This window comes from Marininema halotolerans (assembly GCF_900116235.1).
GTDB lineage: Bacteria > Bacillota > Bacilli > Thermoactinomycetales > DSM-45169 > Marininema > Marininema halotolerans.
In genome coordinates this window covers 154,141-166,917 of the sequence record NZ_FPAA01000003.1, presented here as the reverse complement: position 1 = coordinate 166,917, position 12,777 = coordinate 154,141, and the positions used below count along the sequence as shown (strand labels likewise).

The window sequence follows — 12,777 nt, the reverse complement described above, 5'->3', positions numbered from 1 at the left end:
AATTCCCTTAATTAAAAATGATATGACTTTAAAAGGCACCTTCTATATGATCCATTTTAAGAACTTCTTCTTTCCTATCTAATAAAATTGAAATGACGTCGATTCGCACGGGATGATGTTCAAGTTGGTGTTGACGAAGATATTGGGTGACAAGCCGACGAACCTGCTGTTGTTTTTTTCGATCAACGGATTGAAAACCATATCCGAATGAGTTTCCCCGAGTCGTTCGCACCTCAACAAAGAGAATCCAGCCCTTCTTTTCAGCAACAATATCCAATTCACCGATACGGGTACGCCAATTGGTTTCACGAATCAACCACCCCTTAGCCTCCAAGTGACGTCGTGCCAATTGTTCACCATAAGTACCCGTTGCTCTCCGCCGATCCTTCTCCACTTGCCCACCACCTAGCATGAAGAATCCAGTTTTATAACCGGTTGGTAACCGGCCCAAAGCTTCTACGATGAATGTCACATGGACCTAACTCGTCCAATGCTCCTAAATGCTCTGCTGTCCCATATCCCATATGGCGATCAAATCCATACCCCGGAAAATTTTCTGCTGCCTTCATCATCCATTCGTCACGAACCGTCTTTGCAATAATGGACGCAGCCGCTATGGAATGACTCAAAGCATCTCCTTTAATAATCCCTTTTTGCGGTATGGACGGTTCAGGCAATTCAATGGCATCAATCAGCAAGAAATTCGGTTGAACAGCTAAGGACTGTAATGCTTGTCGCATAGCAAGATAGGTCGCTTGGAGGATATTAATCTCATCGATGGTGCTAGCGTCCACCATACCCACTCCAACAGCGATTGCTTCTTGCTCAATACGGTGACGAAGCCTTTGACGTGCTTCAGCACTTAATTTTTTAGAGTCATCCAATCCTGATACATCAAAATTTTCAGGCAATATCACCGCCGCAGCCGTAACCGGTCCTGCGAGAGGTCCCCGACCTGCTTCATCGAGGCCTGCGATCATGGGGTATCCATTTTGCCAATATGTACGTTCAAATTTCCAAAGGTTATTCATCCGCTCTTGTTCTTTTCTCAAACGTTCTAAACGTCTTAGATATGCCTTTGCTCGACTTTGGACCCCCACACGAGGGTCCAAAAGTAATTCCTTTACCCAATTGGGATCGACCTCTTCATTTTGTAAACGGCACTCAATCTGGCGGATGGTCTCCGTCGCCTTCATCCATTTCACCCTCCCAATCAGATGGACGCTCTAAGGAAATTCTACCCAATCGTCCTGAGCGGAGATCTTTTACGACAATATCTGCCGCCTTATCATAATCAATTTCGCCGCCTTTCCGCATACAGCCCCGACGACGGCCCACCTCTTCCAATAGCTGAAGCCCTTCCATCGATTGCGGATCCTCTATCTTATAGCGCTCACTCAAAAGCCTTGGATACCACTCCCCAAGATAGCTCAGTAAATAAAGCCCCACCTCATCGATGGGGAGAATATCTTCACGAATGGCCCCACTTGCTGCCAAACGGAATCCTACAATCTGATCTTCGAACTTTGGCCAGAGAATCCCCGGTGTATCGAGAAGCTCCATACCATCACCGACCTTGATCCACTGTTGCATCCGAGTAATTCCTGGTCGATCGCCAGTCTTTGCAACACTTCTTCCTGCTAGCCGATTAATGAGAGCCGATTTTCCTACATTAGGAACCCCTACCACCATCGCTCGAATCCGCTCACTTCTGATTCCTTTACGTTCCCGATTCGCTAATTTTTCCTTCATTAATTCTCTACTGATCAATGGGATCTTCTTGATTCCCTCACCAGAAAGGGTATCAATTGGAAGCACCTTGATATGGCTGGCACGAAAGTGTTCACTCCATTCCTTTGTCACTTCCGCATCGGCTAAATCGCTTTTTGTCAAGATAATGACCCGTAATTTTTCACCAAGGACTTCATCAATCATTGGATTACGGCTAGCCATGGGCAGCCTAGCATCTAACAATTCAAATACCAAGTCAACCTGCTTAATTTTTTCCTCAACTTCACGACGGGCTTTCGCCATATGACCGGGAAACCATTGAATGGTACTCATCTTATCACCCTTTTCACCACAAAAACGCAAAGTGTTCAGTTGGCCAAAAAATAACATCCGCCCTTCCAATCACCTTATCCATCGAGATTGGCCCGAGAACGCGACTATCTTTTGAATTACTGCGATTATCCCCCATTGCGAAGATATGATTGGCAGGCACTTTCACCGGCCCAAAATCTTCGGTTCGATTACCTTCATCGATATAGGGCTCATCTATACTTTTCCCATTTACTCGGACAACATTATTTTGCGCAGAGACCACCTCACCTGGTAATGCAATTACCCGTTTGATGTAGTCTTTTTTTTCAGGTGCTTCGAACACAATGACATCATCGTGCTTTATATCACCAATTCGATAAATTAATTTATTTACAATGACTTTATCATGATCATGTACCGTGGACATCATCGAGGGGCCCGATACACTAAACGGTGAAAAAACTAACTCGCGAATGATCAAAGCGAACACCACAGCGATGGCAAGTGCTTGAAGCCATTCCCATGCTTCATCACTTCCCCGCTGTTGTCTTCCATGTTTCACTGAACGGGGGACAAACTCACTCATGATGCTCCTCCTGACTATCGCACAACGTAACCATTTAGCCAAAAATCACCCTCGGCTGAATGGTACGGAGCGAGTATTGACCTCATCCTCCCGTAAGATGAGGTCAATACTCCCTCATTTGTCAGATTACTCTGTACTAACTCATAAAAGGGCTTGAGGATTCAAGCCCTTTTAAACAATTAATGGATTTCTTTAATACGTGCCGCTTTACCACGACGCTCACGTAGGTAGTACAATTTCGCACGACGGACTTTACCACGACGGGCAACTTCCAGTTTGTCGATTCGAGGAGAATGAAGCGGGAAAGTCCGCTCAACACCCACCCCGTAGGAAATTTTCCGAACCGTAAAGGTTTCAGAAATACCACCGCCACGGCGCTGAATCACAACTCCTTCGAAGAGCTGGATCCGTTCACGGCTACCTTCGACAACTTTCACGTGTACTTTTACGGTATCACCAGCGCGAAAGAGAGGAATATCCTTACGCAACTGTTGTTCACCCAATTCACGTACAACCGGATTCATATCAGTTTCCCTCCTTCCAAAAGTTTTTTCAAAAAGATCCGTTGGCTTGTAAAGCACAAAACTCATTTTACCATAGGATTGTGTCCAAAAACAATCAGAGAACTGGCTTCCAGGATCCCTCGTTAAGAAGGTTCTTCATCCAACAATGTCACGAGAAAAGCACGGTCTTTCTCCGTCAAGTTTGCTGAGTCCAATAAATCTGGACGTCGCTTCCATGTACGTCGCAATGATTCTTGCCGGCGCCATTCATCAATTTGACGGTGATGACCTGAAAGTAGCACATCCGGTATCTTCCAACCACGAAATTCAGCAGGACGAGTATACTGGGGATATTCCAACAGCCCGGTCGAAAAAGAATCCTCATCTGCTGATGATTCGTTCCCAAGCACCCCTGGTAACAATCGGCTGATGCTATCAACCACCACCATGGCAGGTAGCTCGCCTCCTGTGAGAACGTAGTCCCCAATGGAGATTTCTTCATCAACCAAATGCTCTCTCACTCGCTCATCAAAGCCTTCATAATGCCCACAGAGCAAGATCAAATGGGAAACTGTGGATAGCTCTTCTGCTTTTTTTTGTGTGAAGGGCTGGCCTTGGGGGCTCATCATCAACACGCGAGGTGCCTCTGTCTTCTCCCGCCTTAGGTCCTCCACTGCCCGGAATAAAGGTTCCGGTTTCAGCACCATCCCGCTACCACCACCATAGGGCGTATCATCAACGGTTCGGTGTTTATCCGTCGTATAATCACGAAAGTTGACAGCGGATGCTGTAACCAATCCCTTTTCAATCGCTCGCTTCATGATGCTGGAAGAGAAAAATCCTGTAAACATTTCTGGAAAAAGCGTGAGTACGTCAAAACGCAACTACCTTCACCTCGATCAATCGAGCCCCTCCATCCATTGGATCGTCACACGCTTGGCGGCGACATCCACTTCCTTCACCACATCTTCGATGAAAGGAATGAGAAGCTCCTTTCCTTTTGGCCTGCGAACGACCCAGACGTCGTTTGCCCCAGGTTGTAGGATGTTTGTGATTGTACCGAGGCTCTCTCCCTCCGTCGTCACCACTTCACAACCCATGATCTCATAGAGGTAAAAACCATCTTCCTCTCCCTCCACGCCTTCAGAACGGTTAACCAACAGGGTCCCCCCTTTATAGGGTTCCGCTGTAGTTAGATCCGGCCATTCACGAAAACGGATCAAATACCCTTTCTGATGCGAACGGACACTTTCCACAGTCAAGGAAAGGTTCTCCTTCAATCGAGGGTGTTCAAGTATCAGCCTTGCATCGGGGACAAAACGGAGTTCGGGGTAGTCCGTACGGGAGACCACGCGGACCTCACCACGGACCCCATGGGTGCCGGCGATATGACCGACAGTCAACCAGTCCGGTTTAGACATCAACCGGCCTCCTTTCTGGGTATCACCGCAGTCCGTCCCGCGTTAAACAATCTCCACGATGACGCGCTTCTTTGCTTTGACCGCAGCTGCTCCGACAACCGTTCGTAAAGCCTTGGCAATCCGACCCTGCTTACCGATCACCTTCCCCATATCCTCAGGAGCGACCGAGAGGATATAGACCATGCGGTCTTCTTCTTCTCGTTCCTGTATACGAATTTGGTCTGGATGATCCACCAACGCTTTGGCGATCGTTTCGATCAGTTTTTGCAAAGGGATTCCCCCTCACGTCCTGCTATTAGGACAAAGGAACTTTACTTCTGGTTTTTTGCTTCATGGATGGTTTTCAAAATGCCTTCTTTACGGAACAAGTTTTTCACCGTATCAGATGGCTGTGCACCATCAGAAAGCCATTGAATCGCTTTCTCTGCATTAATTTTCACTTGGGCCGGTTGAGTCAACGGGTTGTAGTACCCAATCTCTTCAATAAAACGACCATCGCGAGGAGCACGAGAATCTGCCACCACGACACGATAGAAAGGAGCTTTTTTCGCACCCATACGTTTCAAGCGGATTTTTACTGCCATTTGAACTTCACCTCCTCTACAGGGTAAACCGATGATGAATCACAGGTTATTGCATAAATGGGAACTTAAATCGCCCCATTCCTTTTTTCTTCTTGCCTTTGGTCATGGAAGTGAACTGCTTCATCATCTTCTTCATGTCCATAAATTGCTTGATCAAACGGTTAACATCTTGGACCGTCGTACCACTCCCCGCCGCCAGTCGCTTCCGACGACTCGCATTGATAATCTCGGGATTCTGTTTCTCGTCCCGAGTCATCGAGCGAATGATCGCTTCCACTTTACCCAATTGTTTTTCATCCACTTGCATGTTCTTGAGCCCTTTCATCTGACCCATTCCTGGCATCATGCCGAGAAGTTCATCCAAGGGACCCATATTTTTCACCTGTTCCAACTGGGTAAGGAAATCATCGAAGGTAAACTGTTGGCTGCGCATCTTCCGCTCCAGCTCACGCGCTTTCTCTTGATCCACATTGGCTTGTGCCTTTTCGATCAGGGTGAGTACATCCCCCATCCCGAGAATTCGCGAAGCCATCCGTTCTGGATGAAAAGGCTCAAGCGCATCCACCTTTTCACCCATTCCGGCAAATTTCACCGGACACTGGGTAACCGACTTTACAGATAGAGCCGCCCCACCCCGTGTGTCTCCATCCAGTTTGGTAAGGACGACACCCGTTAAACTCATCTCTTTATTAAAGTTCTCTGCCACATTGACTGCATCTTGCCCGGTCATTGCATCAACCACAAGGAGAACTTCATCCGGCTTCACCCGTTCACGGATCTTCTTAAGCTCATCCATCATCGCTTCATCGACATGCAAGCGGCCCGCCGTATCCACAATCACAACATCGTGACCTTCTTCTTTGGCTTTGGCGACACCTTGTTCTGCAATTTTGACCGGGTCCTCTTTATCCCCGAGAGAAAAAACGGGGATCTCAATGCTCTCACCCAATACTTCTAGCTGACGAATAGCGGCAGGACGATAGACATCCCCTGCAACCAGTAAGGGCCGTTTATTTTGCTTTTGTAAGTGAAGTGCCAACTTCCCACTTGTTGTCGTTTTCCCCGCACCCTGCAAACCCACCATCATAATTACCGATGGCTTGGAATTGAGGGCCAGTTTGGCTTGCGAACCCCCCATTAGTTGGGTAAGCTCTTCATTAACGACTTTAATGACCTGTTGGCCAGGGGTCAGACTTTTTAGCACTTCTTGACCGACGGCGCGCTCGCTCACACGGGAAACGAACTCCTTCACCACTTTGAAGTTAACATCCGCTTCAAGGAGAGCAAGGCGAACCTCGCGCATAACAGCCTTGACGTCAGCTTCGTTCACTTTCCCTTTCCCACGCAACTTTTGTAGCGCAGATTGCAGGCGTTCGGACAATCCTTCAAATGCCATCGTGCCGCCTCCCAGATCTTCAGGTTCATCCACTTTATCAAAACATCAGTCCAGATCCAACAATTCCTGAACCATGCTCTTCACACGTTCACTTTGAGGAGAATTCTGCATCTCAGAAATAATCCGATCAGCGATCTCCCGTCGTTTAAGATGACGTTGGAGAAGGCGCAATGCCTCTTCCCACTCTTCCAATGCTCCCTGTGCACGCTTCAACCCTTCGAAGACGGCTTGCCTAGAAATTCCTAGATGATCGGCAATTTCTCCCATTGACCAGTCTTCATGAAAATAAAATTCTAGGATTTGTTGTTGTTTCTTGGTGAGAAGTGGGGAATAGAAATCATACAGTAGGTTGACGCGGGTCGTTTTTTCTAACACCGTATAAGTACACCTCGCATCCCTCTGTCAGGGTATCACCCTTTACACGCTAAATATCTTATCAAGTGGACAAGTCCATGTCAAGGTGTTTTACTTGATACCCATGTTGGGATTGGAAACTGATTTTTATTTCCGTTATACTTTACCAAGCTTCGCTGCCCACTTTTTAGTAAAGACTAATCGATGGATAGGCGTGGCATTACAAATGGAAAAGGGGGATTACGATGAAAAAAGTTGAAGTCCGGGACCTAACCAAGATTTTCGGTAGATCCCCCTCGAAGGCTCTAAAGCTGTCAAACGAGGGGAAGAGTAAAGAGGACATTTTACGGGAAACCGGGATGACCGTCGGCGTTAACCACGCAAACTTCCACGTCGAAAACGGTGAGATTTTTGTGATTATGGGTCTTTCCGGTAGCGGAAAGTCTACCTTGGTTCGACTGCTTAACCGGTTGATTAACCCAACAAGCGGCTCCATCCTCATTGATGAGGAAGATGTTGCTAAAATGAACGCTGACGAATTACGCCGATTGCGTAGGAGAAAAATGGGGATGGTGTTTCAAAAGTTTGCCTTATTTCCTCATCGCACGGTGCGAGAAAATGTGGAATATGGGTTGGAAATTCAAGGCATTTCCCGTCAGGAACGTGAACAGAAAGCCTTGGAATCATTAAAGTTGGTTGGACTAAACGATTACGCAGATAGTCTGCCCGACCAATTATCAGGAGGGATGCAACAACGCGTCGGCCTCGCTAGGGCCTTGGCAAATGATCCTGACATCCTATTGATGGACGAAGCCTTCAGTGCGTTGGATCCTTTGATTCGTAAAGATATGCAGGATGAATTGTTAGATCTTCAATCCAGCATGCACAAAACGATTATCTTCATTACCCACGACTTGGACGAAGCGCTTCGCATCGGCGACCGTATCGCATTGATGAAAGACGGCTCCATTGTGCAAGTGGGTACACCCGAAGAAATTTTAACCAATCCAGCTAACGCCTATGTGGAACGATTCGTCGAAGACGTGAACCTGACGAAGGTATTAACTGCTGGCACCATAATGAAACGATCCGAAGTTCTTGTGTTAGGTAAAGAAGGTCCACGTGTCGCATTAAAACGGATGCGCGAAAATGGAACCTCCACCGTGATGGTAGTCAATCGCGACCGGAAATTCCTCGGAATTCTAACTGCTGAAGAAGCCAAAAAAGTGTTAGAGGAAAAAGAGGAAGAAAAAGCGTTAGAAAAAGTGCTTATCACGGATGTCGTTACTGCAACCGAAGATACTCCGGTCAGCGAACTATTGCAACAAATGGCTGAAAATCAATTTGCTCAACCAGCTGTTGTTGTGGATGAAAAAGGAAAATTACGCGGAGTTGTGGTAAGAGGATCGATCTTTGCCGCCCTCGCTGGAAATGGGGTCATTAGCAATGAATCTACCTAAAATCCCACTCGATAAATGGATTAATGCAGTTGTTCATTGGTTACAGGATAACTTTAAACCGTTGTTTGCGTTTATAATGGGAATCGTCGAACCTACCGTTAACTTTTTCCAAACGGTCCTGACTGCCCCTCCTACATGGGTGGCAATCCTTGCACTCAGCTTGATCGTTTGGCTCATTACTCGTCTACGACTGGGTGTTTACACCTTGATCGGATTGTTACTTATTGATTCCCTTGGATACTGGAATCAAAGTGTCGAAACCATCGCTCTGGTTTTGACTGCAACGGTGATCTCCATTATATTAGGTCTTCCTCTCGGTATTCTCGCGTCACGGAGTGCACGAGCACAAAATATCATCATGCCGATTCTTGACCTGATGCAGACGATGCCTGCCTTTGTATACCTGATCCCTGCTGTCTTTTTCTTCTCTCTAGGGGCCGTTCCGGGTATTTTTGCATCGGTTATTTTCGCCATGCCTCCAACCATTCGTTTAACTAACCTGGGAATTCGTCAGGTGGACAGCCAATTAATTGAAGCAGCCGATGCCTTTGGCTCCACACCTCGTCAAAAACTGATTAAAATCCAACTTCCTCTTGCAAAGTCCACCATTATGGCAGGGATTAACCAAACCATCATGCTTTCGCTATCCATGGTGGTTATCGCTTCTATGATCGGTGCTGGCGGGCTTGGTTCCGTTGTGTTACGGGCGATTACCCAATTGAAAGTAGGAATTGGTTTTGAAGGCGGTCTATGTATCGTCATTATTGCGATCCTATTGGATCGGATTACCCAAAATCTCGCCTCTGAAACCAAGAAAGAAAAAACCTCCACGGCAAGTTGGTTTGGTAAACATTGGCGTGGCGCAGTAGCAACTATCCTTGCATTATCCCTCATTTCCTTCCCGGCTGTATCACAATCCGCAAGTAGCAAACCAACAGTCACCCTCACCTATGTGAACTGGGATTCTGAGGTTGCAAGTAGTAATGTATTGAAAGCAGCGCTTGAAAAAGCAGGATTTCATGTCAAATTGCTTGAAGTCGATCTTGGACCGATGTTTGCAGGTGTAGCCAGCGGATCAGCTGATGGTACTACGGCTGCGTGGTTGCCTGTTCAACATGAGGCTTATGTGAAAAAATACAAGGATCAAATTAAAGACTTGGGTCCGAATCTCGAAGGAACTGCTCTTGGCCTCGTTGTTCCCTCCTATGTAAAGGCAAACTCTGTTGCTGATTTACGACGGGATGCCAAGGAATATGATAATGAAATTATCGGGATCGAAGCCGGCTCAGACATGATGGTGCAAACGGATAAATTGATCAAGGACTACAAACTACCCATGAAGCTTGTTGAAAGCTCCAGTGCAGCAATGGCAGCCTCTCTCGAAAAGGCTTATAAAGAGAAAAAGCCGGTTGTTGTCGTTGGCTGGAAGCCTCACTGGATGTTTGCAAAAATGAAATTGAAGTTCTTAGATGATCCAAAGCATGAATTTGGTCAAGAAGAAAAAATTCACACCATCGTTAACAAAGACTTGAAATCTAAAAATCCAAAGGCTTATAAGATCATGGATCAGTTCTATTGGTCGCCAAAAGATATGGAAAAAGTAATGTTGGACATCAGTAATGGTGCCTCTCCATCAAAAGCTGCCAAGGACTGGATTGAAGCCCACCCTGATAAAGTCGATAAGTGGCTTAAATAAGAAGTACCATTAAAAAGCTCGGGTGAAATCACCCGAGCTTTTTTGTTTGGTTTGGATTCCCCATCTTCTGATGCATGGATTCTTGCTTGAAACTCATACTGAAGAAAGGGAAACATCCGACTGTCGGAGGGATCGAGATGGAGAGCCTCTCGTTACGTAAATTTAGCGTCATCCATAAGGGACTCAATTACTTTCCTTTTTCCATTAATACAACATGGGAAGCCAATAGTGCCGTTGCTTTATATGGACCATCTGGAACAGGCCGTACTAGCTGGTTGCTTTCTATTGGAGGCCTGATGTCCCCTTCCACCGGTGAAGTATTTATTGAAGGAAGGGGAGGACAACGTCCATTAAAACCGCGCGATATTGGAGTAGGACCGATCCGCGATTTAATCCCCTTATTTCCAACCCTAACGATTGAAGAACACATCAAGATGCATATTCGTCTTTTTCGAGCGGGATCGATTAAACAGCGCACTCATCAATTATTACAGAATTGGCGCTTGGAAACGGTAAAAGATCAGCGGGTCATGGATGTGAATCGACATCTACGAATGCGAGCAGGTATTGCAGTTGCTTTGGCTCACCAGCCTCACCTTCTCCTACTTGATGATCCCGAAGAAGGCATGACCGGAAGTGAATGGCAACATTTATGGGCAGATCTATCGGAGACCATCGCACAATATTCCATGATATTAATCACAACCACGATGCGCGAAGAGACCGTCAAACTTTGCTCCCATCATCTTGATTTTTCGCAAACAACGGAGGCACACCCATGAATATCTGGACCGTAACTCGCACAGAATGGCTCCGTATCTTTCGTGATAAGATTACTCGACTTAGTCTAATTGCTGTGATCTTTGTTCCCCTCTTGTACAGTGGTCTCTATCTTTATGCCTTTTGGGATCCCTATGGTTCTTTAGAGCATCTCCCTGTCGCCCTCGTCAATGAAGATGCAGGCGGAAGCAAAGACGGAAAAACCGTCCAGTATGGCAAGGATTTTGTCAAAAGCATGAAGGAAGACATTCAACTCGACTGGCATGAGACCGACAACAACACCGCGATGCAGGGTGTAAAGGGGGACACCTATTACTTAGTCGTGCGTGTACCTAAGGATTTCACGGAAGATATCTTATCTGTTGAAGGCGATCACCCTCGATCAGCACAATTGAACTTTACGCTAAATGAAGGAAAAAACTATATTACAACGCAAATTTCAAAACGACTGGAGGGACAAATTCGAGAAAAAGTTAGCAACGAATTTACCAAAGAATACGTTCAAAATTTACTCGATATCGTCGGTCAATCCAAGGGCGGAATCAATGAAGCAGCCAGCGCTGCCAACCAGCTAGCGGATGGGGTAGAGGAGCTAAATGATGGCATTCAAAAATTAAAAAAGGGAACGGATGAAGCTTCCGCAGCAACAAAGCAATTCACCAAAGGAACCTCCCAACTGAAAACAGGGCTAGATAAATTAGCTGACGGATTGACGAAGTTGGATAAGGAAGTATCCAAACTAATGGGTGCCGCAAAAAACACCCAATCGCAAATTCAAGGATCCAAAAAGATCAAGCAGTTTCAAACCCAATTGGCTACTGCTCAAAAAACCTTTGATCAACTTCAAAGGATCGAAGGGAATATTCGGCGCGACCTGGAATCACTTCCCGAGAACTACCCCAAATTATCCTCGGATTCTTCCTATCAAGAGGTGATGGATCAAACGAAAGAATGGGAAGATACCTCCGAAAATCTAAAAACTCCCCTCGATCAAATGGAGAATCGTTTGCCAACATTGCTTTCAACTGCAGCGACCTCTGGGCTTTCACAGGTCAACCAATTAACTTCCTCCATACACAAACTTGCACAAGGGGCTAACAAGTTGGAAAAGGGTGCCGATGAATTGGATACTGGCGCTAAAAAGCTGGACAAGGGGATGCAAAAACTTTCAGCAGGCATCAATGACCTTGCGAAGGGATCAAAGAAGCTGGCTGCTGGGAATCGTCAATTAGGAAAAAAACTATCTCAAGCGGTCGCTAATTCGAAGTCGCCCTCGGATAAATTGGCTCCGGTCTTTGCTGAACCTGTCAAAACCAAAGAAATACGACTTTTTCCCGTTAGCCAATACGGAACAGGACTCGCACCTTATTTCTTACCTCTCTCCCTATGGGTTGGGAGTGTCATGACTTTTTTTGTGGTTCCCATTTACGACGCTCGTTGGAAATTAGCACCTCACCCTCCTTCAATCACCGCTTTGGGAAAATATCTTGCGCTTTTGCCCATTGGTCTATTGCAAGCACTGATCACGGGTCTTGTTATTCATCAAGGCTTGGGCCTTCCCTTGAAATCCACTCTAGCCTTTTATGGCTTTCTAATGATCATTGCTTGGATGTCTATCTCCATCATCGGTTTTTTAATCATTGCTTGTGGGAATGGTCTCGGTCGATTATTATCGATTGTCGTGTTACTATTGCAATTGATTTCGAGTGGCGGAACCTTCCCTGTGGAGCTGCTCCCCAGCTCGGTTCAGGCTATCCATCCCTTTTTACCAATGACCTACGCTGTAAATGGATTGCGCGATGTCATTGCCTTGGACAACCCAGCGGGAATAAGAAATTCCTCCCTCGCTTTACTTGCCTTTTGGCTCTTCACCCTGTGCGGGTGGTTATTTTTCCAGCGTAGGCAATTTAGACCCCAGGATATTAATAATCCCACTTGATTAATGTTAAATTTA

At 46.2% G+C, this 12,777-nt stretch carries 15 protein-coding genes; 4 read left to right on the top strand and 11 right to left on the bottom strand.

Annotated elements, in window-relative coordinates; translation table 11 throughout:
* Positions 1 to 28: 28 nt before the first annotated feature.
* From CHX35_RS05115 to ylxM, 11 genes are all read right to left on the bottom strand, one after another.
* Entirely contained in the window at positions 29 to 394 is a 366-nt protein-coding gene (locus CHX35_RS05115) for a YraN family protein (RefSeq protein ID WP_176391895.1), read from the bottom strand.
* 31 nt (positions 395 to 425) lie between these two features.
* Complete coding sequence (locus CHX35_RS05110) at positions 426 to 1,196, bottom strand: ribonuclease HII (protein ID WP_091834911.1); 771 nt, start codon at positions 1,194 to 1,196, stop codon at positions 426 to 428.
* A complete protein-coding gene (gene ylqF / locus CHX35_RS05105; RefSeq protein WP_091835374.1) occupies positions 1,165 to 2,064 on the bottom strand; it encodes a ribosome biogenesis GTPase YlqF in 900 nt (299 codons plus the stop codon). Before ylqF ends, CHX35_RS05110 begins: the two co-directional genes overlap by 32 nt.
* A gap of 13 nt (positions 2,065 to 2,077) precedes the next feature.
* The gene (gene lepB / locus CHX35_RS05100) at positions 2,078 to 2,629 is read right to left on the bottom strand and encodes a signal peptidase I (protein WP_091834910.1); all 552 of its coding nucleotides are present in this window, start codon (positions 2,627 to 2,629) and stop codon (positions 2,078 to 2,080) included.
* A gap of 179 nt (positions 2,630 to 2,808) precedes the next feature.
* Entirely contained in the window at positions 2,809 to 3,153 is a 345-nt protein-coding gene (gene rplS / locus CHX35_RS05095; RefSeq protein ID WP_091834908.1) for a 50S ribosomal protein L19, read from the bottom strand.
* 122 nt (positions 3,154 to 3,275) lie between these two features.
* On the bottom strand, positions 3,276 to 4,016 hold the full coding sequence (gene trmD, locus CHX35_RS05090; protein ID WP_091834905.1) for a tRNA (guanosine(37)-N1)-methyltransferase TrmD: 741 nt from the start codon (positions 4,014 to 4,016) through the stop codon (positions 3,276 to 3,278).
* Between the two features lie 15 nt (positions 4,017 to 4,031).
* Positions 4,032 to 4,553, bottom strand: a complete 522-nt coding sequence (gene rimM, locus CHX35_RS05085) for a ribosome maturation factor RimM (RefSeq protein ID WP_091834902.1) — start codon at positions 4,551 to 4,553, stop codon at positions 4,032 to 4,034.
* Positions 4,554 to 4,595: 42 nt separating this feature from the next.
* Complete coding sequence (locus CHX35_RS05080) at positions 4,596 to 4,823, bottom strand: KH domain-containing protein (protein WP_091834899.1); 228 nt, start codon at positions 4,821 to 4,823, stop codon at positions 4,596 to 4,598.
* Positions 4,824 to 4,864: 41 nt separating this feature from the next.
* Positions 4,865 to 5,137 (bottom strand): 30S ribosomal protein S16, encoded by a 273-nt coding sequence (gene rpsP, locus CHX35_RS05075; protein WP_091734524.1) that lies wholly within the window; start codon positions 5,135 to 5,137, stop codon positions 4,865 to 4,867.
* Positions 5,138 to 5,183: 46 nt separating this feature from the next.
* Positions 5,184 to 6,533: a signal recognition particle protein gene (gene ffh / locus CHX35_RS05070; RefSeq protein WP_091834896.1), complete on the bottom strand. Its 1,350-nt coding sequence runs from the start codon at positions 6,531 to 6,533 to the stop codon at positions 5,184 to 5,186.
* Positions 6,534 to 6,578: 45 nt separating this feature from the next.
* Complete coding sequence (ylxM, locus tag CHX35_RS05065) at positions 6,579 to 6,908, bottom strand: YlxM family DNA-binding protein (protein ID WP_091834894.1); 330 nt, start codon at positions 6,906 to 6,908, stop codon at positions 6,579 to 6,581.
* 224 nt (positions 6,909 to 7,132) lie between these two features.
* Between ylxM and CHX35_RS05060 the strand changes: the two genes are divergently transcribed.
* The 4 genes from CHX35_RS05060 to CHX35_RS05045 all read left to right on the top strand — a co-directional run bounded on the left by CHX35_RS05060 (position 7,133) and on the right by CHX35_RS05045 (position 12,762).
* Positions 7,133 to 8,347, top strand: a complete 1,215-nt coding sequence (locus CHX35_RS05060) for a quaternary amine ABC transporter ATP-binding protein (RefSeq protein ID WP_091834891.1) — start codon at positions 7,133 to 7,135, stop codon at positions 8,345 to 8,347.
* Positions 8,334 to 10,043: an ABC transporter permease/substrate binding protein gene (locus CHX35_RS17990; protein WP_091834888.1), complete on the top strand. Its 1,710-nt coding sequence runs from the start codon at positions 8,334 to 8,336 to the stop codon at positions 10,041 to 10,043. The genes CHX35_RS05060 and CHX35_RS17990 overlap by 14 nt, the downstream gene beginning before the upstream one ends.
* 137 nt (positions 10,044 to 10,180) lie before the next feature.
* Positions 10,181 to 10,825 (top strand): ATP-binding cassette domain-containing protein, encoded by a 645-nt coding sequence (locus tag CHX35_RS05050; RefSeq protein WP_176391894.1) that lies wholly within the window; start codon positions 10,181 to 10,183, stop codon positions 10,823 to 10,825.
* Positions 10,822 to 12,762 (top strand): YhgE/Pip domain-containing protein, encoded by a 1,941-nt coding sequence (locus tag CHX35_RS05045; protein WP_091834882.1) that lies wholly within the window; start codon positions 10,822 to 10,824, stop codon positions 12,760 to 12,762. Before CHX35_RS05050 ends, CHX35_RS05045 begins: the two co-directional genes overlap by 4 nt.
* Positions 12,763 to 12,777 lie beyond the last annotated feature (15 nt).

Coding starts and splice junctions, on each gene's coding strand:
- CHX35_RS05110 (WP_091834911.1), bottom strand. CDS start 1,196: ATGAAGGCGACGGAGACCATCCGCCAGATTGAGTGCCGTTTACAAAAT.
- ylqF (WP_091835374.1), bottom strand. CDS start 2,064: ATGAGTACCATTCAATGGTTTCCCGGTCATATGGCGAAAGCCCGTCGT.
- lepB (WP_091834910.1), bottom strand. CDS start 2,629: ATGAGTGAGTTTGTCCCCCGTTCAGTGAAACATGGAAGACAACAGCGG.
- rplS (WP_091834908.1), bottom strand. CDS start 3,153: ATGAATCCGGTTGTACGTGAATTGGGTGAACAACAGTTGCGTAAGGAT.
- rimM (WP_091834902.1), bottom strand. CDS start 4,553: ATGTCTAAACCGGACTGGTTGACTGTCGGTCATATCGCCGGCACCCAT.
- rpsP (WP_091734524.1), bottom strand. CDS start 5,137: ATGGCAGTAAAAATCCGCTTGAAACGTATGGGTGCGAAAAAAGCTCCT.
- ffh (WP_091834896.1), bottom strand. CDS start 6,533: ATGGCATTTGAAGGATTGTCCGAACGCCTGCAATCTGCGCTACAAAAG.
- CHX35_RS05060 (WP_091834891.1), top strand. CDS start 7,133: ATGAAAAAAGTTGAAGTCCGGGACCTAACCAAGATTTTCGGTAGATCC.
- CHX35_RS17990 (WP_091834888.1), top strand. CDS start 8,334: ATGAATCTACCTAAAATCCCACTCGATAAATGGATTAATGCAGTTGTT.
- CHX35_RS05050 (WP_176391894.1), top strand. CDS start 10,181: ATGGAGAGCCTCTCGTTACGTAAATTTAGCGTCATCCATAAGGGACTC.
- CHX35_RS05045 (WP_091834882.1), top strand. CDS start 10,822: ATGAATATCTGGACCGTAACTCGCACAGAATGGCTCCGTATCTTTCGT.